This is a genomic window from Pseudomonas quebecensis, from assembly GCF_026410085.1.
Taxonomy (GTDB): domain Bacteria; phylum Pseudomonadota; class Gammaproteobacteria; order Pseudomonadales; family Pseudomonadaceae; genus Aquipseudomonas; species Aquipseudomonas quebecensis.
In genome coordinates, this window is sequence record NZ_CP112866.1 from 5,470,263 (window position 1) to 5,493,582 (window position 23,320).

The following is a 23,320-nucleotide window of genomic DNA, read 5'->3' on the forward strand; positions in this document are numbered from 1 at the left end:
ACAGGCGCCACATTCAAGCCTGAGTGAATTGCGAGGCCAATTCGCGCAGCAAGACTTCGGCGTCCAGTACTTTACCCACCACTTCGTCAGCTTTGTCCCGGCTCAAGCCCAGACGCTCAAGCAGCGCATCCGGGATGGTTTCGTCCGGCCCGGAACCGATCCCCCGGCTGCGCAGCAGGCACACGGCCAGGCACACCAGGTTCGGGTACTCGGCGTAGTTGCCGTCGTAGGTCGGGTCATGCTGGAAACGCAGGGCCGTGGACAGTTCGTCCGGCATGTCCCAGTAGCGCATCAGCCAGGCGCCGATCTGCTCGCGGCTGATGCCCAGCAGGTGCTGTTCCACATAGCTGTGGCACAGGTGCGGATTGACTTCCAGATGCCGACAGATCAGCGAGAAGTGCGGCGGGAATACGTGGGCCAGCAGCAGATAGCCGAAGTTGTGCAGCAAGCCGGCCAGGTAAGTCAGGCCGGCTTCAGGGCGCTGCGCCCTTGGCATGGCGCGGGTCAGGCCTTCGATCACGGCGGCGGTGTAGATCGATTGATGCCAGTACGGCGTGGCCTGGTGTGGGTTGTCCTTGGGCAGGCTCAGGGTTTTGCCCAGGGCCAGGCCGAGCGCCAGGTTGATCACCAGATCGAAACCCAACACGCGCACGATAGCGTCTTCCACGGAGCGGATCTTGCCCGGCGACGCGTAGTACGGCGACGCGGCCCAGCTCACCACTTGCGCCGCGAGGGCGGGGTCGGTTTCCACTACGCCGGTGATGTCGTCGATGGTCGCGTTGGGGTCGACCCGCAGCTTGATGATCTTCTGCGCGGTGTCGGCCAGCGGCGGAATCTCGATGGTTGCTTCCAGGCGTTGCTGGATACGGCGCGCAGTGAAGGCCTGCATCGCCTGGGTGATTTCCTCGCGGTCATCATTGGGGCGGTCGAGGTTCGGGCGAATATTGCTCAATGGCTCGCCGAACTGCGCGGCGCTGGCCTTGGTGAGCAGGGTCTTGAAGGCTGCGGTGTCGATTTGCAGCAACAGCCCGGCTTCGCCCGAATGCACCAGCAGGCTCGGTTGATTGAGCAGGCTGCCTTCATACAGACAGGGCGAACTGGTGAGCGGCGGCAGGCCTGGCAGCAGGCTCAGGTTGTGTTTATCCAGCATGCGCTTGACGCGCTCCGGCGCCACGGCGGTGAGGCGACGGCCGGTGAGTTCGGCGAGGCGGTTGAGGTCCAGTAACTGGCTCTGCGGGAACAGCACCATCAATGCGCCCACCGCATCTTCGAGCAGCACGGCCTGGACCTTTTGCGCAGGATTCAGGCCCGGTTGTTCGGCGACTTCCGTGTAGCTGACGGCTAGCTTGGCGAGCAGGTCCCGAATGACCGGCGGAGCGGTCAGTGGGGCTGTGGCATGGGCAACTTCTGACATGGCCTGATCCAATTTCGTACAGTCATCGAAGTATAACCAGCTTGGTACAAGTGTTGGTCGGATAAGTGCTGTTTGTGACCAGGTTGGTGATCCGCGACGGTTTTTCCTTCGACAGCGTTAAACCTGGCCGTATTGCTGGCCGTGTCGCAGCCAGCGGTCCAGCAACGGGCTGACGTGATCCGGCCAGCGTTCCAGCAGGGCTTGGGCGGCATCGCGCACGGCGGGCAGCAGGTCGGCGTCACGCATCAGATCGGCCACCTTGAATTGCAGCAGGCCGGTCTGGCGGGTGCCGAGCATTTCACCGGGGCCGCGCAGTTCGAGGTCTTTTTCGGCAATCACAAAACCGTCGTTGGTTTCGCGCATGATGCCCAGGCGCTGGCGGCCGATCTGCGACAGCGGCGGGTGGTACAGCAGCACGCAGTGGCTGGCGGCGCTGCCTCGGCCCACGCGCCCGCGCAGCTGGTGCAACTGCGCCAGGCCCAGGCGTTCGGGGTTCTCGATGATCATCAGGCTGGCATTGGGCACGTCCACGCCAACCTCGATCACCGTGGTGGCGACCAGCAGTTGCAGGTTGCCGGCCTTGAATTCGGCCATCACCGCCGCTTTTTCCGCCGGTTTCATACGGCCATGGATCAGCCCGACCTTGAGCTCGCCCAGGGCGCTGGTGAGGTCTTCATAGGTAGTCTCGGCGGCCTGACAGGTCAGTTCCTCGGACTCTTCGATCAGGGTGCAGACCCAATAGGCCTGGCGGCCTTCGGCGCAGGCACCACGCACGCGTTCGATCACCTCGACCCGCCGCGTGTCGGTGACCAGCACGGTGTTGACCGGCGTGCGGCCGGGCGGCAGTTCATCGAGGATCGAGGTGTCGAGGTCGGCGTAGGCGCTCATCGCCAGGGTGCGCGGGATCGGCGTGGCGGTCATGATCAGTTGGTGCGGGCTCATGCGCCCGCCCACGCCTTTCTGGCGCAGGGCCAGACGCTGTTGCACGCCGAAGCGGTGTTGTTCGTCGATGATCACCAGGGCCAGGTTCTTGAACTGCACTTCGTCCTGGAACAGTGCGTGGGTGCCCACCACCATCGGTGTGCCAGCGGCGATCTGCTCCAGCGCGGCGGCGCGGTTCTTGCCCTTGAGCTTGCCGGCCAGCCAGGCGACTTCCAGGCCCAGCGGCTCCAGCCAGCGCTTGAAAGTGATGAAGTGCTGTTCGGCGAGAATCTCGGTAGGCGCCATCAGCGCCACCTGGTAACCGGCTTCCAGCGCCTGCAGCGCGGCGAGGGCGGCGACCACGGTCTTGCCTGCGCCGACGTCGCCCTGGATCAGGCGCAGCATGGGTTCCTGCTGACTGAGGTCGTAGGCGATTTCGTTGCCCACGCGCTGCTGGGCGCCGGTCGGCGCAAATCCGAGGTTGGCCAGGTATTGCGCGGGCAGGCGCGTGGCCTTGGGCATTGCCGGCGCCCGCAGCGAGCGCATGCTTTCGCGCAGGCGTTGCTGGGACAGTTGGTGGGTCAGCAGCTCTTCGAAGGCCAGGCGATGCTGGGCCCAATGATGACCCAGGGCCAGCTCGTCCACGTCGGCGTCGGCGGGCGGGTGATGCAGGTAGCGAATCGCATCGGCCAGCGGCGCCAGTTGATAGTCGCGGGCCAGCTCCAGGGGCAGCCAGTCCGGCAGGCTGGTCGGGCCGAGCATCGTCAGCGTCTGCATGCACAATTGGCGCAGGCGTTGTTGAGTCAGGCCTTCGGTGAGCGGGTAGATCGGAGTGAGGGTGGTGTCTACCGGCGGCGGTTCGTCGCCGGTGATTGCACGGTATTCCGGGTGGTAGATTTCCAGGCCCGAGGCGCCGGGGCGGGCTTCGCCGTAACAGCGCACGCGAGTACCGCGTTTAAGGCCTTCTTTCTGTGCATTGCTGAAATGGTAGAAGCGCAGGCTAAGGCCGCCGGTACCATCCTGCAGGCGCACCACCAGGCTGCGGCGCTTGCCCATCACCACGTCGGCGCCGCTGACCGTACCTTCGACCACCGCGTCCTGCCCAGGGCGAAGCTGGCCGATGGGCACCACGCGAGTGCGGTCCTGATAACGCAGGGGCAGGTGGAACAGTACGTCCTGAAGGTTCTCCAGGCCGACCTTGGCCAACTTCTCGGCCATGGCGTCCCCGACACCCTTGAGTGCCGTCACCGGCACCTGCGACAGCTCAGTCATACGACGGATCAGCTCGCGGCGGCAGGCGGCTTGGCCACCGAGCACAGGCGGACCGAGTCGGCGAGGATCTCAATCGCCTTGGGCCGTGGGAAACTGGCGCGCCAGGCGATCGCCACGGTACGGAACGGCACCGGTGGCGTCAGTGGGCGCACTTCGATCACGCCAGGGGCGTAATGATGACTGTCCACCGCCGACAACGGCAGGATCGAGATGCCCAGGCCCGAAGCGACCATGTGGCGAATGGTTTCCAGGGAGCTGGATTCCACCGTGGTGTGCTTGGCGCCGTCGTTGCCTTTGGTGAGGGTCGGGCAGGCTTCCAGCACCTGGTCGCGGAAACAGTGGCCTTCGCCGAGCAGCAGCAGGCTCTTGTCGTTGAGCAGAGCGGCGTCGATGGTGGCTTTTTTGGTCCACGGGTGGGAAGCGGGCATCAGCACCTGGAACGGCTCGTCGTAGAGCTGCAGGGTGAGCACATCCGCTTCGTTGAACGGCAGGGCGATGATGATTGCGTCCAGCTCGCCGTTGCGCAGTTTGTCGCGCAGTACGTGGGTGAAGTTTTCTTCGATATACAACGGCATCTGCGGCGCGACGCGGTGCAGTTGCGGGATCAGGTGCGGGAACAGGTACGGGCCGACGGTGTAGATGGCCCCGACCTTGAGCGGCGCGGTGAGCTGGTTCTTGCCGGCCTGGGCCAGCTCGCGAATGCTTTGCGCCTGTTCCAGCACCTTCTGGGCCTGGGCGACGATACCTTCGCCTACTGGCGTGAGGCGCACGGCGCTCTTGCTGCGCTCGAAAATCAGCACACCGAGTTCGTCTTCAAGCTTTTTCACGCCCACCGACAGCGTCGGCTGGCTGACATGGCAGCGCTCGGCCGCATGGCCAAAGTGTTGCTCTTGGGCGAGGGTCACGATGTAGCGTAATTCTGTAAGAGTCATAGCGGGCGTCCATGAGGTTGCGAGCCAAGCATACCGGCTGCAATCGATAGACGCACGTTATCAGAAGTTTGTAAGGGATTGAGTGGGAAGTGCCGAGGATTTTCCTGAAAGTGGCGAGGGTTACCCCTCGCCATGCTCATGTTCAGCGACGACGCTTTTCGATGTTGTACACGAACGGTGCAACGATCTCGATGCTGCCGCTCTTGACCATATCGGCCGGCGGTTTGGGCAGCGGCTGGGCACGACGGATCATGTCCAGGGTGGCGCGGTCCAGGTCGGCGTTGCCGGAGAGCCCCACCAACTCGTACGACAGCACATTGCCTTCAGCGTCGACCACGAACTTCAGGCGGTTCAAGCCTTCCTTGCCACGTGCCTGCGCGCCTGGCGGGTACTTCTTGTACTTCTGCAAGTGCGCCAGCAAAGTGCCTTCCCAGGACGCCTTGGCCGCGAGCTGTTGCGGCGACGGCCCCGGAGCAGGCTGTGCCGATTTCTGCGGTGGCGCCTGGGTCGGCGGCGTATCGCTCGGCGGCTCCTCGGACGGTTTCTCCTTGGGCGGCTCGGGCTTTTTTTCCACCGGCTTGGGCGGCTGGGGTTTGGGCTTGGGCTTGACCGGCTTGGGCACCTGGATCGTCGGCTTGGGCGCCTCGGCCATTTTCGGCAGCGGCAACTCTTCCACCGGCGCGGGCGGTTGCGGCGGCGTCACCACCTTCGGCGGGGCCGGCGGTGGTGGTGGCGCAGGCGCAGGCGCCAGGTCGATGACCATGGCCGCCGGCGGCAATTGCACCGTACGCGGCGCCGACCAATGGAGTGCGATGGCAATCGCGATGGCATGCACGCCCAGCACGACGGCGAGGCTGGTGCCATAACGCGTCAGTTTGTGGCGCGTCGTGATCATTTCTTGGCTGCCGTCTCAAGTCCAACCAGGCCAACCTTGAGGTAGCCGGCCGCGCGCAGGGCATCCATCACGCTCATCAGATCGCCGTAGTCCACGCCTTTGTCAGCCTGGAAGAAGATCGTCGTGTCTTTCTTGCCTTGGGTCTTGGCGTCGAGCACCGGGCCCAGGGTTTCGGTCTTGACTTCTTCTTCACCCAGGAACAGGCGTTGATCCGCCTTGACGCTGAGGAAGATCGGCTTTTCCGGGCGTGGCGCCGGTTTGGCGCTGGAGGCGGGCAGGTCGACCTTGATGTCCACAGTTGCCAGCGGTGCGGCCACCATGAAGATGATCAGCAGCACCAGCATCACGTCGATAAACGGCGTGACGTTGATTTCGTGGTTCTCGACGAGTTCGTCGTCGCCTTGATTCAAATGCAGGCCCATGGCCGATTACCCCACTTTCACCATGTGCGGTTGCGAGCTGCGCTCGGTAGGCAGGTGATCGAGGTCGCGGCTGACCAGCAGCAGAACCTCCGCCGACGCGTCCGATACCTGAGCCTTGTAGCCGGCAATCGAACGGGCGAAGACGTTGTAAATCACCACCGCAGGAATCGCGGCGACCAACCCGAGGGCGGTTGCCAGCAAGGCTTCGGCGATGCCGGGGGCAACGACGGCGAGGTTGGTGGTCTGGGTTTTGGCGATGCCGATGAAGCTGTTCATGATGCCCCACACGGTGCCGAACAGACCGACGAACGGCGCAGTTGAACCGATGGTCGCCAGCACGCCGGTGCCGCTGCTCATGTTGCGACCGCAGGCGGCCACCAGGCGCTCCAGGCGGAACGCTACGCGCTCCTTGATGCCTTCTTTTTCGCGGGTGTTGGCCGACAGGCGCATCTCTTCCAGCGCATCGTGCACCAGGGTATTGGCCAGGGTGCCTTTCTTGGTGGCGCTTTCGCTGGCTTCCTTGAGGGTGGCGGCCTTTTTCAGATGGACGATTTCAGTGCGCAGACGACGCTTGGCGCCCAGCAGCTCGAAGCCTTTGGCAATCCAGATGGTCCAGGTGATGATCGAGGCAATGGCCAGGCCGATCATCACGGCCTTCACTACCACGTCTGCGTTCTGGTACATGCCCCATGGCGACAGGTCATGGGCCATGCCCAGGGTGTTGTTTTCTTCCAGCACTACGCCGGTGTCGTCCGCGGCCGCTGCGGCCGGATCGGTGGCGGCCGGCGCGGCAACCGGTGCAGCGGCGCTCTGCTCGGCGGCAGTGGGCGTGGCTGGCGCGGTGGCGTCGGCGAATGCGGCGGTCGGTGCCAGCAGAACGCTGAACAGCACCGCAGCAATCGCGCGCCAGGCGCGGGAAGGACTGTGAGGCTTGGTTGGCGAAGCGGGGGTTGTATTACGTGTCATGCTGGCCGGACCTGAGAGAAAGAATGAGTGATTGTCCTGCCAGACCCTGAGCAGGGGTCGAGGACAAATGGGCGGTCATTATTGCAAGTAATTCTTGTTAACAGAAGTAATACAGTAACTTTATTTGCCGTTTTTCTGGCCGTCGGTCAACCGGCAGCGCTAACCTAGACCTTTCGATACGGAGTTTTATGATGTCCGCGCCTTCTGTTGTGATTGTCGGATGTGGCGATGTGGGGAGTCGGTTAGCCAGCCAATTGCTCGCCTCGGAATGGGAGGTGCATGGTCTGCGGCGTGACATTTCGCGCTTGCCCGACGGAGTGATCGGCATTGCCGGCGACCTGTTCAAAAAGGACTGCCCGGACACCTGGCCGATCGGCGCAGTGGATTACCTGGTGTATTGCGCTGCCGCGACCGATCACGATGAAGCCGGCTATCGCGCGGCGTACGTGCAGGGGTTGCAGCATGTGCTGGAGTGGCTCGGCGATTACGGCCAGCAACCCAAACATCTACTGTTTGTGTCCAGCAGCAGTGTGTATGGGCAGCAGAACGGCGAGTGGGTCGACGAAACGTCTGAAACTCAGGCCAAAGGCTACTCCGGTCAGATCATGCTCGAAGCCGAGCAGGTCGCCTTGAACAGCGGCATTGCGGCCAGCATCGTGCGGTTGACCGGTATTTATGGCCCTGGCCGCGAATGGTTGCTGACCCAGGTGCGCAAGGGTTACCGGGTGGCGGTCGATCCGCCCTTATATGGCAACCGGATCCACGCGGATGATGCGGCGGGCTTGCTCGCATTCCTGCTGCGCCATGTGGAGCAGGGCGGTTCGCTGGATAAGGTCTACATCGGTGTGGACGACGCGCCGGCGCCGCTGGCCGAGGTGGTGGCCTGGTTGCGCGATTACCTGGGCGTGACGCAGTGGTCCGACGAGGCGAGCGTGCGGCGTGCGGGGAGCAAGCAATGCAGTAATGCGCGCATCAAGGCCTTGGGATGGACGCCGACATACCCGACGTATCGGGAAGGCTACGCGGCGATCCTCAAGGGCTGAAACACGGTCTGAAAATGGTGGGAAGGGGTTTGCCCTCTCCCACATTCACTTTCATTCAGGGCGGTTATTGTTTTTCCAGCAGCCATTGGCGAGGGCCCGGCGTAAACGAAGGTACTTCGTCCGCCTGCGCCGTATTGACCGCCTGGAAAATCTCCAACTGCTTGTCTTTGCGCATGAAAATCCAGGGGTTGCCCTGACCATTGAGTTGCAGCCAGATGCTGTCATAGCCGCCGCTCATGGAAGCGCAATCGCCGGCCAGGCACAGTGAATACCGATCGACCCTGGGCAGGCCGACAACCTTGCCATCGGCCTGGAACTGCACGATGGCGCCGTTGCCGAAGCCGTCGGTGATCTTCCAGTCGCCGCCCAGGTAGGCGGCGTACAACGCCCGTTCGAAGTTGGCGCCCAGTGGCGCGCCTTCCGGGGCGGGGTCCTTGGCGCGAGCGAACAATTGCTCGGGCTCGTTATCGTTGGCCACCTGCAGCAGTTGCTTGCCTTTGCGCTTGAGTTCGGTGGCGGAGCTGCCGTAGAAGCCCACGCTCCAGGCGCCGGATTGTTCCGTAAGCAGTTTGCCTTCCGCCACTTCAAAACCGTTGTAGTAGCGCGCTTGGGAGGCCTTGGTATTGACCTCCCATTCCAGATTCGGGCCGAAGCTTTGCAGCGCTTCACGCAAAGGGCCGCCCTTGGCTGCCGCATCGATGGCGGCCTGGTTGATCCAGGTACCGCTTACATCCTGATCGGCGGGGTTGCTGGCGCAGCCGCCGAGCAACAGGGCGAGCAATGAAGAGGCTACAAGCGCTTTGCGCATGATGAAATCCTTTTAAAACGAAGTCGGCGCAGCCTGTGGGGGCTGCGCCGGGTGTTTTACTCGATGACCAGAATCGCGTCCATCTCAACCTGCGCGCCCTTTGGCAGAGCTGCCACGCCGATGGCGGCGCGGGCTGGGTAAGGCTGTTCGAAGTACTTGCCCATGATCTCGTTGACCTTGGCGAAGTGGCTCAGGTCGGTGAGAAAGATGTTCAGCTTGACGATGTCCTTGAACGAACCGCCGGCGGCCTCGGCCACGGACTTGAGGTTTTCGAAGACTTGCACGGTCTGGGCTTCGAAGCCTTCCACCAGTTCCATGGTCTTTGGGTCCAGTGGGATCTGGCCGGACATGTAGACGGTGTTGCCTGCCTTGATTGCCTGGGAGTAAGTACCGATGGCGGCCGGGGCTTTGTCGCTGGTGATAACAGTCTTGGTCATGAATGACTCCTTGTAATAGGCAGTGGCGGGGTATGACGCACTAGGCACGCATGCGGGTGATGCGGATGACTCCCGTCAAGGCGCGCAGCTTCTTGATCACGCGGGCCAGGTGCACGCGATCGTGCACGCTGACCACCAGTTGGACCACGCTGATGCGACCATCGCGTTCGTCCATGCTGATCTTCTCGATGTTGCCGTCGGCCGCATTGACGCTGCTGGCCAGCAGAGCGATCAGGCCGCGCTGGTGTTCCAGCTCTACGCGCAGCTCGACATTGAACTCGCCGGTGACATCCTTGGCCCACGAGAGCTGGATGCATTTTTCCGGGTTGTGGCGGATTTCGGAGATGTTGCGGCAGTTGTCCAGGTGCACCACCATGCCTTTGCCGGCGGACAAGTGGCCGACGATCGGATCGCCCGGGATCGGTGTGCAGCATTTGGCGTAGCTGAGCACCAGGCCCTCGGTGCCGCGAATCGCCAGTGGGCCTTCCGGGCTTGGCAGTTGTTCGCCTTCGCCCAGCAGGCGGCGGGCGACCACATAGGCCATGCGGTTGCCCAGGCCGATGTCTTCGAGCAGGTCTTCGATGGTTTCCTGGCGATATTCGTGAAGCATCGCCTGCACGCGCTCCTGAGGAATTTTGTCCAGGGCGCTGTCGAAGCCGTTGAGCACCTTGTTCAGCAGGCGTTCGCCCAGGCTGATGGACTCGGAACGGCGCTGCAGTTTGAGAGCATGGCGAATGTGTGTGCGGGCTTTGCCGGTGACCACGAAATTGAGCCATGCCGGATTCGGGCGGGCGCCCGGTGCGCTGACGATCTCTACGGTGGAGCCGCTTTGCAGCGGCTCCGACAGCGGGGCCAGGCGCCGGTTGATCCGACAGGCTATGCAGCTATTGCCCACATCGGTGTGCACCGCGTAGGCGAAATCGACCGCTGTGGAGCCCTTGGGCAGCTCCATGATCCGGCCTTTGGGCGTGAACACGTAGACCTCGTCCGGGAACAGGTCGATTTTCACGCTTTCGATAAATTCGAGGGAGTTGCCCGCGCGTTGCTGCATTTCCAGCACGCCTTTGACCCACTGGCGAGCACGGGCGTGGGTGCCCTTGGGCTGTTCGTCGCCACTGGATTTGTACAGCCAATGGGCGGCGATGCCGTTGTTGGCCATCTCTTCCATTTCCCGAGTGCGGATCTGGATCTCGATCGGCACGCCATGCATCCCGAACAGCGTGGTATGCAGCGACTGATAGCCGTTGGCTTTGGGAATGGCGATGTAGTCCTTGAAGCGGCCGGGCAGGGGCTTGTACAAATTATGTACAGCGCCGAGTACGCGGTAGCAGGTGTCCACCTTGTCGACGATGATCCGGAACGCATACACGTCCATGATTTCGTTAAAGGCCCGACGTTTGCCGCGCATCTTCTTATAGATGCCGTAGATGTGCTTCTGTCGGCCACTGACCTCGCCTTCGATCTCGTCAATCGCCAGGCAATGGCTCAATGACTCTTCGATCTTGTTGACGATTTCCTTGCGGTTGCCCCGGGCGCGCTTGACCGCCTGGTAGATGCGCGCCGAACGCATCGGGTGCATCGCCTTGAAGCCGAGGTCTTCGAACTCGATGCGAATGGCGTGCATGCCCAGCCGGTTAGCGATGGGGGCGTAGATTTCCAGGGTTTCCTTGGCGATGCGCCGGCGTTTTTCGCCGGACAGCACTTCCAGCGTGCGCATGTTGTGCAGCCGGTCGGCCAGCTTGACCAGGATCACGCGGATATCGCGGGCCATGGCCATGGCCATCTTCTGGAAGTTTTCCGCCTGGGCTTCGGCCTTGGTCTCGAAGTTCATCTGGGTCAGTTTGCTGACCCCGTCGACCAGTTCGGCCACGGTTTCGCCGAACTGGGAGCTGAGCGCTTCCTTGGCGATACCGGTGTCTTCGATCACGTCATGCAGCATCGCGGCCATCAGGCTCTGATGGTCCATGTGCATGTCCGCAAGAATATTGGCCACCGCAAGAGGATGGGTGACATACGCCTCGCCGCTGCGACGGCGTTGGCCGTCGTGGGCTTGTTCGGCGTAGAAATACGCTCGGCGGACCAGATTGACCTGGTCTGGGCCGAGGTAGGCCGATAAGCGATCGGCGAGGGCGTCTATGCTCGGCAAAGTGTGAACTCCTGCCGATGGCTGTGACCCCGCGCCGTGCTACGTCGACCAGGCATAGGCTTAGACGGCCTCGTTGGACTCGTCCTCGAACGCTGCGAACAGCGGTTCGTCTTCAACGATTTCGGCATTGGCGATGAACTCGTAGCTCATCAGGCCTTCGGCGATTTCACGCAGGGCGACAACGGTCGGCTTGTCGTTTTCCCACTGGACCAGGGGCTCTTTGCCGCCAGTGGCCAGTTGACGGGCACGCTTGGTAGAGAGCATGACCAGCTCAAAGCGGTTATCCACGTGTTCTAGGCAGTCTTCAACGGTTACGCGGGCCATGGTATTCCTCGGAGCGAATGCAAGATGCGCGCTGCCCGGTTGGGCGAGCGGACTGAGCAGTTTAAAAAATCACCAGCGTTTAGGGAAGCGCTGATTTTTCGCGGAAGCTCGCCAAACCGCTGCAAGCGCCAATGTAAAGCCCTTGCAGGGGTTTTGGGAAGCGTCAATCAGCCGAGCAATTCGGCCAGTAATTTGCCAAAACGCTGCTGTTGCCGCTTCTGCTGGAGCTGATTGGCACGGAAAATCGCCTTCAAGTCATCCAGCGCGTGGGAAAAATCGTCGTTGATGATCAGGTAATCGTAGTCGACGTAGTGGCTCATTTCGCTGACCGCCTCACGCATACGGCCGTCGATGATCTCGTCGCTGTCCTGGCCGCGATTGGTCAGGCGCTGGTGCAAGGCTTCCAACGAGGGCGGCAGGATAAAGATCGAGCGCGCGTTGGGCATCAATTTGCGCACCTGCTCGGCGCCCTGCCAGTCGATTTCCAGAATCAGGTCGTGGCCTTCGTCCAGGGTCTGCTGCAGGTGGCTTTGCGAGGTGCCATAGAGGTTGCCGAACACTTCGGCGCGCTCCAGGAAGTCACCGTGTTCGATCATCTTCACGAACTCGGTGCGCTCGACGAAGTGATAGTGCACGCCATTCACTTCACCCGGGCGCATGGCACGAGTGGTGTGGGAAACCGAGATGCGGATTTGATCGTTGGTGTCGGTCAGGGCCTTGACCAGACTGCTCTTGCCCGCGCCCGAAGGGGCGGAAATGATGTAAAGGGTGCCGGTGCTATGGGTCATGGAGGTTGCCTTACTCAATATTCTGTACTTGTTCGCGCATCTGCTCGATCAACACTTTGAGGTTGACCGCCGCCTGTGTGCTGCGCGGATCGAAGGCTTTGGAGCCCAGTGTATTGGCTTCGCGGTTGAGTTCCTGCATCAGGAAGTCCAGGCGCCGACCAGCGGCACCGCCGGACTTGAGTACGCGGCGCACTTCCAGGATGTGGGTACTCAGACGGTCGAGCTCTTCGGCAACGTCGCTTTTCTGTGCCAGCAGCACCATTTCCTGCTCAAGGCGCATCGGATCGAGGTCAGCCTTCATGTCGGCGAAACGGTCGAGCACCTTCTGGCGCTGTGTGGCGAGCATCTGTGGCACCAGGTCGCGCAGGATCAGCACATCCTCTTCGATCGAGGTCAGGCGCTCGTTGATCAGGCGCGCCAGCTCGGCACCTTCACGCTCACGACCGGCCTTGAGCTCCTTCAAGCCCAGGTTGAACAGGGCGAGGGCCTCGGCATTGAGGGCCTGCGGGTCGGCAGCGTCGGCCACCAATACACCGGGCCAGGCCAGCACTTCCAGAGGGTTGAGCGGGGCCGGCCGCTGGATCAGGCCGGCAATGGTTTCGGCGGCGGCGACCAGTTGTGCCGCGCGGTCGCGGTCGACCTGCAGCGGTTTGCCGGCAGTTTCTTCGGTAAAGCGCAGGGTGCATTCCAGCTTGCCGCGGGAAATGCCCTGGCGCAGCGCTTCGCGCACGGCGCCTTCGAGGTCGCGGAACGACTCCGGCAGGCGCAGGTGCGGCTCCAGGTAGCGGCTGTTGACCGAGCGCAATTCCCAGCTCAGGGTGCCCTGGACGCCGGCTTTTTCGACGCGGGCGAAGGCGGTCATGCTGTGCACCATGCGGGTACCTCGCGTTGCAGTCCCGCGATCACGGGCTGATGGGTAAATGAAGCAGGCAGGCTGCGAAGGCGCAGGATTGTAGCGCAGTGGGACGAATGCGCCCAAACAAAGGGCGACGGGCCGAGCATTCGTAACTGAATTTTTAGAAGTGCCCCGAAGCGGTTCGCGGCTCTATAATGCCCGGCAGTTTTCGTCCTCAGTACAGGTATCCCCTATGAAACGTCCAAGTGGTCGCGTTGCCGATCAGCTCCGCTCGATCCGCATCACCCGCAACTACACCAAACACGCCGAGGGATCCGTACTGGTCGAGTTTGGCGATACCAAGGTCATCTGCACCGTCAGCGTCGAAAATGGCGTGCCGCGTTTCCTCAAGGGCCAGGGCCAGGGCTGGTTGACCGCCGAATACGGCATGTTGCCGCGCGCCACCGGCGAGCGTAACCAGCGTGAGGCCAGCCGAGGCAAGCAGGGCGGTCGTACCTTGGAAATCCAGCGCCTGATCGGTCGCTCCCTGCGCGCCGCCCTGGATATGTCCAAGCTGGGCGACGTGACCCTGTATGTCGATTGCGACGTAATCCAGGCCGACGGCGGTACTCGCACCGCGTCCATTACCGGCGCCATGGTGGCCCTGGTCGACGCCCTGAAAGTGATCAAGAAGCGTGGCGGCCTCAAGGCCGGCGATCCACTCAAACAGATGATTGCCGCGGTGTCGGTTGGCATGTACCAGGGCGAGCCTGTGCTGGACCTGGATTACCTGGAAGACTCTGCCGCCGAAACCGACCTCAACGTGGTGATGACCAGCACCGGTGGTTTCATCGAAGTGCAGGGCACCGCTGAAGGCGCGCCATTCCAGCCGGCCGACCTGAACGCCATGCTGGCCTTGGCCCAGAAAGGCATGAGCGAAATTTTCGAACTGCAGAACGCCGCCCTGGCCGACTGAAGCCGCCTCAAGGAGAAGCGCCATGAATGACAGCCAAATGCCGGTACCTACGCCTTCCTACGAGGTTCGGCAGAGTGCAATGTTGTGCCACCTCGCGGCGTTCCTCGGGTTTGTGTTCCCTTTCGGCAGTGTCGTGGGGCCGCTGATCCTGTGGCAGATGAAGAAGGAAGTGGACCCGTTCATCGACGATCAGGGGAAGGAAGCCTTGAACTTTCAGATCACCGTGGCTATCGCCTGGTTGGTCTGCATCGTGCTCGCGTTCGCCGTGATTGGGTTTTTCCTGATGATGGCCCTGGCGATTGCCACGGTGGTGCTGACCATCATCGGTGGCATCAAGGCCAACAACGGCATCGCTTATCGCTATCCGCTGACCTGGCGTCTGGTTAAATAATGACCGCCCACAAAAAAACCGACAGTGATGTCGGTTTTTTTGTGCCTGGAAAAAGACCTTAGATGGTCAGTGTCCAGTCGTAGTCCACGATCAACGGCGCATGCTGCGAGAAACGCGGCTGGCGCGGCAAGCGCGCGCTGCGAACGAACCGGCGCAGGCCTGGGGTCAGCAGCTGGTAGTCGAAACGCCAGCCCAGGTTGAGCATTTCGGCCTGTTCGTTGTCCGGCCACCAGCTGTACTGGTCGCCTTCACGGCTGACTTCGCGCAGGGCATCGACATAACCCATGTTGCCGACAATCTCGTCCATCCAGGCCCGTTCCGGCGCCAGGAAGCCTGGAGATTGCTGGCTGTCGCGCCAATTCTTGATATCCAGCTTCTGTTGCGCCACGTACAGCGAGCCACAATAAATGTACTCGCGACGTTTGCGCCGCTGCTTATCCAGGTAACGGGCGAAATCGTCCATTAGCTTGAATTTCTGGTTCAAGTCTTCATCGCCGTTCTGCCCTGATGGAAGCAGCAAGGTCGCGATGCTGACCTTGTCGAAATCGGCTTGCAGGTAGCGCCCGTAGCGGTCGGCTGTCTCGAAGCCGAGGCCGCTGATGACCGCCTTGGGTTGCAACCGCGAGTACAAAGCCACGCCACCTTGAGTGGGCACTTCGGCATCGCAGGCATAAAGGAAGTAGCCATCCAATTGGAAGGCTGGGTCGTCCAGTTCAAAGGCGGAGGCGCGGGTATCCTGCAGGCAGATGACGTCGGCATTCTGGGCTTGCAGCCAACTGAGCAAACCACGCTCGACTGCAGCCTGAATACCATTAACGTTCACACTGATGATCCGCATAAATGGCCCCAAAAATCGCGTGCGTGTATGATACACGCCGTCTACCTAATTAGCTAAATCCGTGGTATCTGAGGCTTTTTTCATGCAGGCGTATCAACGCGATTTCATTCGTTTTGCCATCGATCGCGGGGTTTTGCGCTTCGGTGAGTTCACCCTCAAGTCCGGGCGCACCAGCCCGTACTTCTTCAATGCCGGCTTGTTCAACTCCGGTTCCGCCCTGGCGCAGCTGGGTCGTTTCTACGCGGCGGCCATCGTTGAAAGCGGTATTGCCTTCGACGTGCTGTTTGGCCCTGCCTACAAAGGCATCCCTTTGGCTGCCGCTACGGCCGTGGCCCTGGCCGAGCATCATGGGCGCGATTTGCCGTGGTGCTTCAACCGCAAGGAAGCCAAGGCCCATGGCGAGGGCGGCAGCCTGGTAGGCGCGCCACTGACCGGTGATGTGCTGATCATCGACGACGTGATCACTGCCGGCACGGCGATCCGTGAAGTGATGCAGATCATCGCGTCCCAGGAAGGCGCCAAGGCCGCCGGTGTGCTGATCGCACTGAACCGCCAGGAGCGCGGCAACGGTGAATTGTCGGCGATCCAGGAAGTGGAGCGCGATTTCGGCATTCCAGTGGTAAGCATCGTGTCGCTGAACCAGGTGTTGCAGTTCCTGGAAGATGATCCGCAGCTTAAGCAGCACTTGCCTGCTGTTCGTGCATACCGCGAGCAGTTCGGCGTCCAGTAATCGCCGAACCATAAAAAAGCCCCGCTCAATCAGGTTGAGCGGGGCTTTTCGTTGTCAGCGGTTTAAGGACGCTTGCGATTACTGATCAGCGTGCCCACACCGGTATCGGTGAAAATTTCCAGCAGGATCGCATTCGGCACCCGGCCATCCAGGATCAGCGAGCTGCCAACCCCGCCCTGCACGGCCTCCAGTGCACAACGGATCTTGGGCAGCATGCCGCCGTAGATGGTGCCGTCGGCGATCAAGTCGTCCACTTGCTGGGTGGTCAGGCCGGTCAACACCTTGCCTTGCTTGTCCATCAGGCCGGCGATGTTGGTCAGCAGCATCAGCTTTTCAGCCTTCAGGGCCTCGGCCACCTTGCCGGCCACCAGGTCGGCGTTGATGTTGTAGGACTCACCGTTGGCACCTACGCCGATTGGCGCGATCACCGGGATGAAGTCGCCTTTGACCAGCAGGTTCAGCAGATCGGTATTGATGCCGATCACTTCGCCCACCTGGCCGATGTCGATGATTTCCGGCTGAGTCATTTCCGGCGTCTGGCGGGTCACTGTCAGTTTTTTCGCGCGGATCAGCTCCGCGTCCTTGCCGGTCAGGCCGATGGCGCTGCCGCCGTGACGGTTGATCAGGTTAACGATGTCTTTGTTTACCTGGCCGCCGAGGACCATCTCCACGACGTCCATGGTCTGCGCGTCAGTGACGCGCATGCCATCGATAAAGTGACTCTCGATCGACAACCGCTTGAGCAGGTCGCCGATTTGCGGGCCGCCGCCATGCACGACCACCGGGTTGATGCCCACCGCCTTCATCAGCACGATGTCGCGGGCGAAGCCGGTTTTGAGCTCGTCGCTTTCCATGGCATTGCCGCCATACTTGATTACCAGCGTCTTGCCGACGTAGCGTCGAATGTAAGGCAACGCTTCGGACAGGACCTTGGCGGTGTTGGCAGCGGCTTCGCGTTCGAGGGTCATTCAGGGCTCCGGTAAAAATCAGAACGGTAATTGGAGATCAGGGGCAACACGTTTCAACTGGGCGTGGAACACGTCCTTGATGCGCTGCAACTCAGCCTCGGTATCCGCCTCGAAACGCAGCACCAGCACCGGTGTGGTGTTGGAGGCGCGAACCAGGCCCCAGCCTTTGGCGTAATCGACTCGCACACCATCAATGGACGTCAGGTTGGCGCCTTCACCCCATTGCGCATCGTGCAGAGCGTCAATGATGCTGAATTTGCTCTCCTCGGTCACATGGATATTGATCTCTGGCGTGGAAATATCGTTCGGGAAGGTCTGAAACAGCTCTTCGGCGGTGGATTTTTCCTTGCTGAGGATTTCCAGCAGGCGCGCGGCGCTGTAAATGCCGTCGTCAAAGCCGAACCAGCGTTCCTTGAAGAACACGTGGCCGCTCATTTCGCCGGCGAGCAGGGCGCCGGTTTCCTTCATTTTCTTTTTGATCAACGAGTGACCGGTCTTCCACATGAGCGGGCGACCGCCATATTCCTTGATCAGCGGCGTAAGACGGCGGGTGCACTTCACGTCGAAGATGATCTCGGCGTTGGGGTTGCGCTTGACCACGTCGCGGGCGAACAGCATCAGCAGGCGGTCGGCGAACACGTTTACGCCGGTGTTGGTCACCACGCCCACACGATCGCCATCGCCGTCGAAGGCCAGGCCGACGTCAGCGCCGGTTTCCTTGACCTTGGCGATCAGGTCCACCAGGTTTTCAGGTTTGCCCGGGTCCGGGTGGTGATTGGGGAAGTTGCCGTCCACGTCGCAGAACAGCGGGACGACCTCGCAGTTCAGGGCTTCGAGCAATTGCGGGGCGATCACACCGGCCGCGCCGTTGCCGCAGTCCACCACCACCTTCAGGCGGCGCTCCAGTTTGACGTCGCCGGTGATTTCATCGGAGTAGCGCTGCAGGATGTCGACCTTGGTGATGCTGCCCTGACCGCTGGTCAGGTCATTGGTTTTAAGGCGTGTGTGCAGGGCCTGGATCTGTTCATTGGCCAGGGTGTCGCCGGCAATGACAATCTTGAAGCCGTTGTAGTCCGACGGGTTGTGGCTGCCAGTGAGCATTACGCCGGACTTGCCGGCCAGGACGTTTGCCGCGTAGTACAGCGCCGGTGTCGGCACCAGGCCCACATCGCTGACATGGCAGCCGCTGTCGGCCAAGCCCTGGATGAGTTGCTCCACCAGCTCCGGACCGGACAAGCGCCCATCGCGGCCGACGCAGACATTGGGCTCGCCTTGGGCCAGACTTTGGGCACCGATGGCGCGGCCAATCCAGTAAGCGGTTTCGGCGGTCAGGGTTTTGGGTACGACGCCGCGAATATCGTAGGCGCGAAAAATGCTGTCTGGGAACGTCGGGGCTACACGGGCTGCGGTACTCATCGCGGGGGGAAACTCCATCTGAAGGGGGGGCAAGGCTGGCCTAATTTGGGGTGGCCGGCAGGCTCAAGCTGAAGGGTATGACGGCGTTTTCGGCAGAGAGTTCGTGGTGCAAAAATGCCATCGCCGCTCGCCCATCGTTGCCGTATCCGCATAATGCTTTGATTTTAATGGAGAAATATTGCCATTTAACTTCACGCATTCTTCGTCCTGAATGACCTTGCCAGGGGCGTTAAGCCGGACGTCAGTGTCCGGCCCGATTCAGCTTAGTCAGTGGCTGCCGGAATGCCCAAAACCGCCCGCACCGCGTTGGGTTTCGTCGAATTCCTCTACCAGTTCGAAGTGCGCCTGCACCACCGGCACCAGCACCAGTTGGGCAATGCGCTCGCCGACGGCGATGTTGAAGGCGGTTTGCCCACGGTTCCAGCACGACACCATCAGCTCGCCCTGATAGTCCGAATCGATCAGGCCCACCAGGTTGCCCAGCACGATGCCGTGCTTATGGCCCAGGCCGGAACGCGGCAGGATCAGTGCCGCCAGGCCCGGATCGCCCACGTAGATCGACAGGCCGGTGGGGATCAGCAGGGTCTGGCCCGGTTCAAGCACGGTGTCTTGCTTGAGCATGGCGCGCAGGTCCAGGCCGGCGGAGCCTGGTGTGGCGTAGGCCGGCAATGGGAAGTCGGTACCGAGGCGGGGGTCGAGGATCTTGGCTTGCAAAGCGTGCATGGAAATTAAACCTGGTTCAGCCGTTGGGCGATAAAAGAGATCAGTTGGCGGGCAATCTTGCCCTTGCTGGTCTGGGCGAAAAGGGTGGCGTGCAGCTCGCGGTCGATCACGCTGCAAGCGTTTTCCTCGCTGTTGAAGCCGATGCTCGGGTTGGCGACATCATTGGCAACGATCAAGTCGAGGTTTTTGTCTTTCAGCTTGCGCGCGGCATAGTCCAGCAGGTTTTCGGTCTCGGCGGCAAAGCCGACACTGAACGGGCGGTCCGGGCGTGTGGCGATGGTGGCCAGAATGTCCGGGTTGCGCACCATTTGCAGGAGCAGGCCATCGCCGCTGGTAGGGTCTTTCTTGAGTTTTTGCGGGGCGACGACTTCTGGACGGTAGTCCGCAACCGCTGCCGAGGCGATGAACAGGTCACATGGAATGGCCGCTTCGCAGGCCGCCAGCATGTCGCGGGCGCTGACCACATCAATGCGCGTCACGCGATCCGGCGTCGGCAAATGCACCGGGCCAGTGATGAGCGTGACACGTGCGCCTGCCTCAACCGCTGCTTCGGCCAGGGCAAACCCCATTTTCCCTGAGCTATGGTTGGTGATGTAGCGCACCGGGTCGATGTTTTCCTGGGTCGGGCCTGCGGTAATCAGCACGTGCTTACCGGTGAGGGCCAGGTGTTGGAAACACTCGGCGGCACACAGGGCCAAGTCGGTGGCTTCGAGCATGCGGCCCATGCCCACGTCACCGCAGGCCTGGCTGCCGGAGGCCGGGCCGAACACCTTCAGGCCACGGCTTTGCAGGAGTTGAGTGTTGGCCTGGGTTGCCGGGTCGCGCCACATTGCCTGGTTCATGGCCGGAGCGATGGCAACGGTGGCGTCGGTGGCCAGTACCAGAGTGGTGAGCAGATCGTCGGCGATACCTTGGGCCAGGCGCGCGATCAGGTCGGCGGTGGCCGGGGCGATCAACACCAGGTCGGCCCATTTGGCCAGCTCGATATGGCCCATGGCGGCTTCGGCGGCGGGGTCGAGCAGGTCCAGGTGAACCGGGTGGCCGGACAGGGCCTGCATGGTCAGCGGGGTGATGAACTCACTGCCGCCGCGGGTCATGACCACGCGCACTTCGGCGCCTTGGTCGAGAAGCCTGCGAACCAACTCTGCGCTCTTGTAAGCGGCAATGCCGCCGCCGACGCCGAGAACGATGCGTTTCCGATACAGACGCTGCATTGGTTTGCCTTTCCAGTTCAGTGAAGCCAGTTCAGTGACGCCTGCGATGCCCCCTCCCCAGGTGAAATCGCAGGCAAAAAAGAGGGCCTACGATAACACAGCGACCGCCACGCAACAGCGGCGCACATGCACAGGGAGGTGGGATGAGTATTCGCGATTGGCCGGCGGCAGAGCGACCACGGGAGAAACTTTTGGAATGGGGCGCAGCGAGTCTGTCGGACGCCGAACTGCTGGCGATTTTTCTGCGCACGGGGGTGGCGGGGCGCAGCGCTGTGGACCTTGCGCGCCATTTGTTGGCGCAGTTCGGCGGCCTGCGCCCGTTGCTCGAGGCCAGCCAGGCGCTGTTCAACCAGCAATTGGGGCTGGGGCCGGCGAAGTATGCGCAACTGCAGGCCGTGCTGGAAATGTCCCGGCGGCACATGGCCGAACGGCTGCGCCATGACTCGGTGCTGGAAAGTCCGGTAGCGGTGCGCGACTACCTCAAGGCGCTGTTACGGCATGAGCCCCACGAGATATTCGGTTGCCTGTTCCTCGACTCGCGGCATCGGGTGCTGGGTTTCGAGGCGCTGTCCGAAGGCACCATCGATGCGGCGGTGGTTTATCCACGGCAAGTGGTCAAGCGCGCCTTGGCCTATAACGCGGCGGCGCTGATCCTGTGTCACAACCATCCTTCCGGCAGCCTTGAACCCAGCGCGGCTGATCGAAAATTGACCAAGCTGCTGCAAAAGGCTCTGGAAGTCGTGGATGTGCGGGTGCTGGACCACATCATCGTCGGGGATGGCGACCCGCTGTCGATGGCCGAGTATGGATGGATGTGACCCCGCCCGGTAAGGGCGGGGCACAGGCTCAAGGCTTGACGCTGACCTTGGAGAAGTCCTGGCGCCCGAACGGGCTGACCTGATACCCCTCGACGCCTTTGCGCGTCAGGGCGAAGGCGGTGGGGTGCGCCAGCGGCAACCAGAGCGCCTGTTGCTGGATCTGGGCCTGGGCCTGTTGATACAGCTTGCTGCGCACGCCTTGTTCGCTGGTGGTCTTGCCAGCATTGATCAGCTTGTCCAGGGTCGGGTCGCAATAGCGTGCGAAGTTGGTGCCGGACTTCACCGCTGCGCAGGAAAACTGCGGGGTCAGGAAATTGTCCGGATCGCCGTTGTCGCCGGCCCAGCCCATGAACAGCAGGTCGTGCTCGCCGGCCTTGGCGCGGCGGATCAACTCGCCCCATTCGATGACACGGATCTCGGCCTGGATGCCGACCTTGGCCAGATCGGCCTGCAGCAATTGCGCGCCCAGGTTGGGGTTTGGGTTCAGCAGACTGCCGGTAGGGCGCGTCCAGATCGTGGTTTTGAAGCCATCCTTGAGGCCGGCGCGGTCCAGCAACGTCTTGGCTTTGGCGAGGTCTTGTGGATAGCCCGGCAACTCCTTGGCAAAACTCCAGGTGTTCGGCGGGTAAGGCCCGTTGGCGGCTTCGGCGGTGCCTTCGAACACGGCTTTGAGGTAACTGCCCTTGTCGAATGCCAGGTTGATGGCCTGGCGCACTTCGGGTTTGTCCAGCGGTGGATGCTGGCTGTTGATGGCCACAAAGGCGGTCATGAACGCGGCGGTTTTCTCGATTTTGAGGGCGGCATCCTTTTCGGCTTGCGCCACATCCAGAGGCTTGGGCGACAGGGCGATCTGGCATTCGTCGCGGTGCAACTTCTGCAGTCGCACATTGGCGTCCGGAGTGATCGCGAAGATCAAGTTATCCACAGCCGGTTTGCCGGCGAAATAATCCGGGTTGGCTTTGTAGCGCACTACGGCGTCTTTCTGAAACCGCACGAAAACGAACGGGCCGGTGCCGACAGGGTGGCTATTGAGCTTTTCCGGCGTTCCGGCCTTGAGCAGTTTGTCGGCGTACTCCGCCGGGTAGATCGAGGCGAAGCCCATGCTCAAGGCCGCAAGGAACGTGGAGTCGGCGTGGTCCAAGGTGAAGCGCACGGTGAGTGGGTCCAGAGCATCGATCTTCTTGACCAGAGCGGGCAATTGAAGCGATTGGGCATGGGGGAAACCGCTCTGGGCGATCTTATGCCAAGGGTTGGCCGGGTCGAGCATGCGCTCGAAGCTGAAGCGTACGTCTTCGGCCGTCAGCGTCCGGCTCGGTGTGAAATACTCGGTGCGGTGGAATTTCACATCGGGATGCAGCTTGAAGGTATAGGTCAGGCCGTCGGGCGAGACTTCCCAGCTGTCGGCCAGGCTTGGCACGAGCTTGCCGCTGGCGGCGTCGTAGTCGACCAGACGGTTCATCAGCACGTCGGCCGAGGCGTTGGTGGTGGTCAGCGAGTTGTACTGCACCACATCGAACCCTTCGGGGCTGGCCTCGGTGCAGACGCTCAGATTACTGGCGGCAGAGGCCAGCGGCGCAATAAAGAGAGGGGCAAGCAAGAGCGGCAGGGCTGCGAGGCGCATATTCGGTTTCCTTTGCAGATCGTAGGCCCATCTGCGAGTGCAGTCTGGAAAAGTCCTACCGTAGAGGTCTGATTGATAAATGACTAGCCCATTTTTGCCTGTGCTTTTGCGGCAAATGCTGTTTTGATGGCGCCTCGGTTCGTTTCGCCGTGCGCTCGGCACCGTGCATGAGGGCATAAACTGATTCTGTGCGACGAGCGGTCAGCGGTAAGGGCGGCCCCTCCTGGCAGCGGTTCGGGCGCCAGTGGCGTTGAATTAAGCTGGGAAAAATACACGGGCTGTTGTTGCGCCTGGGTCTTTCTGGTATAAAGCAGCGCTCTTTTCTAGGGGCCCGGTTCCTTCGCTTGTAGGTGTAGCCGGTAAGACCCTAAAGAAACGCGGCGCCTGGCGCCAAATGACTGAGAGATTAAGCGGCCAACCCA

23 protein-coding genes and 1 pseudogene are annotated in these 23,320 nt (G+C 61.7%); 5 read left to right on the plus strand and 19 right to left on the minus strand.

Annotated elements, in window-relative coordinates:
- Positions 1 to 13 precede the first annotated feature (13 nt).
- From OSC50_RS25245 to exbB, 6 genes are all read right to left on the minus strand, one after another.
- Positions 14 to 1,414, minus strand: a complete 1,401-nt coding sequence (locus OSC50_RS25245) for an aminoacyl-tRNA deacylase and HDOD domain-containing protein (protein ID WP_181076251.1) — start codon at positions 1,412 to 1,414, stop codon at positions 14 to 16.
- A gap of 117 nt (positions 1,415 to 1,531) precedes the next feature.
- Entirely contained in the window at positions 1,532 to 3,607 is a 2,076-nt protein-coding gene (gene recG, locus OSC50_RS25250) for an ATP-dependent DNA helicase RecG (protein WP_266245073.1), read from the minus strand.
- 8 nt (positions 3,608 to 3,615) lie between these two features.
- Positions 3,616 to 4,539, minus strand: coding sequence for a hydrogen peroxide-inducible genes activator (locus OSC50_RS25255; protein WP_181076254.1), 924 nt, complete (start codon positions 4,537 to 4,539; stop codon positions 3,616 to 3,618).
- 142 nt (positions 4,540 to 4,681) lie between these two features.
- Positions 4,682 to 5,434, minus strand: coding sequence for a TonB family protein (locus OSC50_RS25260; protein WP_034101489.1), 753 nt, complete (start codon positions 5,432 to 5,434; stop codon positions 4,682 to 4,684).
- A complete protein-coding gene (gene exbD / locus OSC50_RS25265) occupies positions 5,431 to 5,856 on the minus strand; it encodes a TonB system transport protein ExbD (protein WP_017526806.1) in 426 nt (141 codons plus the stop codon). The genes OSC50_RS25260 and exbD overlap by 4 nt, the downstream gene beginning before the upstream one ends.
- A gap of 6 nt (positions 5,857 to 5,862) precedes the next feature.
- The gene (gene exbB / locus OSC50_RS25270; protein ID WP_253509792.1) at positions 5,863 to 6,822 is read right to left on the minus strand and encodes a tonB-system energizer ExbB; all 960 of its coding nucleotides are present in this window, start codon (positions 6,820 to 6,822) and stop codon (positions 5,863 to 5,865) included.
- Between the two features lie 191 nt (positions 6,823 to 7,013).
- Between exbB and OSC50_RS25275 the strand changes: the two genes are divergently transcribed.
- On the plus strand, positions 7,014 to 7,865 hold the full coding sequence (locus tag OSC50_RS25275) for an SDR family oxidoreductase (protein ID WP_181076257.1): 852 nt from the start codon (positions 7,014 to 7,016) through the stop codon (positions 7,863 to 7,865).
- Positions 7,866 to 7,929: 64 nt separating this feature from the next.
- Here OSC50_RS25275 and OSC50_RS25280 read toward each other — a convergent pair whose 3' ends face one another.
- From OSC50_RS25280 to OSC50_RS25305, 6 genes are all read right to left on the minus strand, one after another.
- Entirely contained in the window at positions 7,930 to 8,673 is a 744-nt protein-coding gene (locus OSC50_RS25280) for a hypothetical protein (protein WP_253509791.1), read from the minus strand.
- Between the two features lie 56 nt (positions 8,674 to 8,729).
- A complete protein-coding gene (locus OSC50_RS25285) occupies positions 8,730 to 9,110 on the minus strand; it encodes a RidA family protein (RefSeq protein WP_003176922.1) in 381 nt (126 codons plus the stop codon).
- A 40-nt stretch (positions 9,111 to 9,150) separates the two neighbouring features.
- Positions 9,151 to 11,256, minus strand: coding sequence for a bifunctional GTP diphosphokinase/guanosine-3',5'-bis pyrophosphate 3'-pyrophosphohydrolase (gene spoT / locus OSC50_RS25290; protein ID WP_181076261.1), 2,106 nt, complete (start codon positions 11,254 to 11,256; stop codon positions 9,151 to 9,153).
- Between the two features lie 60 nt (positions 11,257 to 11,316).
- On the minus strand, positions 11,317 to 11,580 hold the full coding sequence (rpoZ, locus tag OSC50_RS25295) for a DNA-directed RNA polymerase subunit omega (protein WP_003176920.1): 264 nt from the start codon (positions 11,578 to 11,580) through the stop codon (positions 11,317 to 11,319).
- 167 nt (positions 11,581 to 11,747) lie between these two features.
- Positions 11,748 to 12,368 carry a guanylate kinase gene (gmk, locus tag OSC50_RS25300; RefSeq protein WP_181076262.1) on the minus strand — a complete coding sequence of 207 codons (621 nt, stop codon included), beginning with the start codon at positions 12,366 to 12,368 and terminating at the stop codon, positions 11,748 to 11,750.
- Between the two features lie 10 nt (positions 12,369 to 12,378).
- The gene (locus tag OSC50_RS25305; RefSeq protein ID WP_181076264.1) at positions 12,379 to 13,242 is read right to left on the minus strand and encodes a YicC/YloC family endoribonuclease; all 864 of its coding nucleotides are present in this window, start codon (positions 13,240 to 13,242) and stop codon (positions 12,379 to 12,381) included.
- Positions 13,243 to 13,456: 214 nt separating this feature from the next.
- Here OSC50_RS25305 and rph point away from each other — a divergent pair, with 214 nt between their 5' ends.
- Together rph and OSC50_RS25315 are read left to right on the plus strand one after the other, a co-directional pair.
- Positions 13,457 to 14,179 carry a ribonuclease PH gene (rph, locus tag OSC50_RS25310; protein WP_034101482.1) on the plus strand — a complete coding sequence of 241 codons (723 nt, stop codon included), beginning with the start codon at positions 13,457 to 13,459 and terminating at the stop codon, positions 14,177 to 14,179.
- A 22-nt stretch (positions 14,180 to 14,201) separates the two neighbouring features.
- Positions 14,202 to 14,570, plus strand: a complete 369-nt coding sequence (locus OSC50_RS25315) for a DUF4870 domain-containing protein (RefSeq protein ID WP_181076266.1) — start codon at positions 14,202 to 14,204, stop codon at positions 14,568 to 14,570.
- Between the two features lie 58 nt (positions 14,571 to 14,628).
- Here OSC50_RS25315 and crc read toward each other — a convergent pair whose 3' ends face one another.
- Positions 14,629 to 15,408 carry a catabolite repression control protein Crc gene (gene crc / locus OSC50_RS25320; RefSeq protein ID WP_003195493.1) on the minus strand — a complete coding sequence of 260 codons (780 nt, stop codon included), beginning with the start codon at positions 15,406 to 15,408 and terminating at the stop codon, positions 14,629 to 14,631.
- 82 nt (positions 15,409 to 15,490) lie between these two features.
- Between crc and pyrE the strand changes: the two genes are divergently transcribed.
- On the plus strand, positions 15,491 to 16,138 hold the full coding sequence (gene pyrE / locus OSC50_RS25325; RefSeq protein WP_266245062.1) for an orotate phosphoribosyltransferase: 648 nt from the start codon (positions 15,491 to 15,493) through the stop codon (positions 16,136 to 16,138).
- 62 nt (positions 16,139 to 16,200) lie between these two features.
- Here the strand turns inward: pyrE and argB are convergent, their stop codons facing one another.
- The 5 genes and pseudogenes from argB to coaBC form a co-directional block, all read right to left on the minus strand.
- Positions 16,201 to 17,106, minus strand: a complete 906-nt coding sequence (argB, locus tag OSC50_RS25330) for an acetylglutamate kinase (RefSeq protein WP_003176913.1) — start codon at positions 17,104 to 17,106, stop codon at positions 16,201 to 16,203.
- An 18-nt stretch (positions 17,107 to 17,124) separates the two neighbouring features.
- Positions 17,125 to 18,546 (minus strand): annotated as a pseudogene (locus OSC50_RS25335) (phosphomannomutase/phosphoglucomutase); the annotation flags it as partial.
- A 16-nt stretch (positions 18,547 to 18,562) separates the two neighbouring features.
- The gene (locus OSC50_RS25340) at positions 18,563 to 18,721 is read right to left on the minus strand and encodes a hypothetical protein (protein WP_253509789.1); all 159 of its coding nucleotides are present in this window, start codon (positions 18,719 to 18,721) and stop codon (positions 18,563 to 18,565) included.
- 68 nt (positions 18,722 to 18,789) lie between these two features.
- Entirely contained in the window at positions 18,790 to 19,245 is a 456-nt protein-coding gene (gene dut / locus OSC50_RS25345; RefSeq protein WP_181076270.1) for a dUTP diphosphatase, read from the minus strand.
- Between the two features lie 5 nt (positions 19,246 to 19,250).
- Positions 19,251 to 20,459 (minus strand): bifunctional phosphopantothenoylcysteine decarboxylase/phosphopantothenate--cysteine ligase CoaBC, encoded by a 1,209-nt coding sequence (gene coaBC, locus OSC50_RS25350; protein ID WP_266245059.1) that lies wholly within the window; start codon positions 20,457 to 20,459, stop codon positions 19,251 to 19,253.
- Positions 20,460 to 20,602: 143 nt separating this feature from the next.
- Here coaBC and radC point away from each other — a divergent pair, with 143 nt between their 5' ends.
- Positions 20,603 to 21,277, plus strand: a complete 675-nt coding sequence (gene radC, locus OSC50_RS25355) for a RadC family protein (protein WP_181076273.1) — start codon at positions 20,603 to 20,605, stop codon at positions 21,275 to 21,277.
- A 28-nt stretch (positions 21,278 to 21,305) separates the two neighbouring features.
- On the opposite strand, the gene OSC50_RS25360 is transcribed toward radC, so the two are convergent.
- Positions 21,306 to 22,898, minus strand: a complete 1,593-nt coding sequence (locus tag OSC50_RS25360; protein WP_181076275.1) for an ABC transporter substrate-binding protein — start codon at positions 22,896 to 22,898, stop codon at positions 21,306 to 21,308.
- Positions 22,899 to 23,320: the final 422 nt, after the last annotated feature.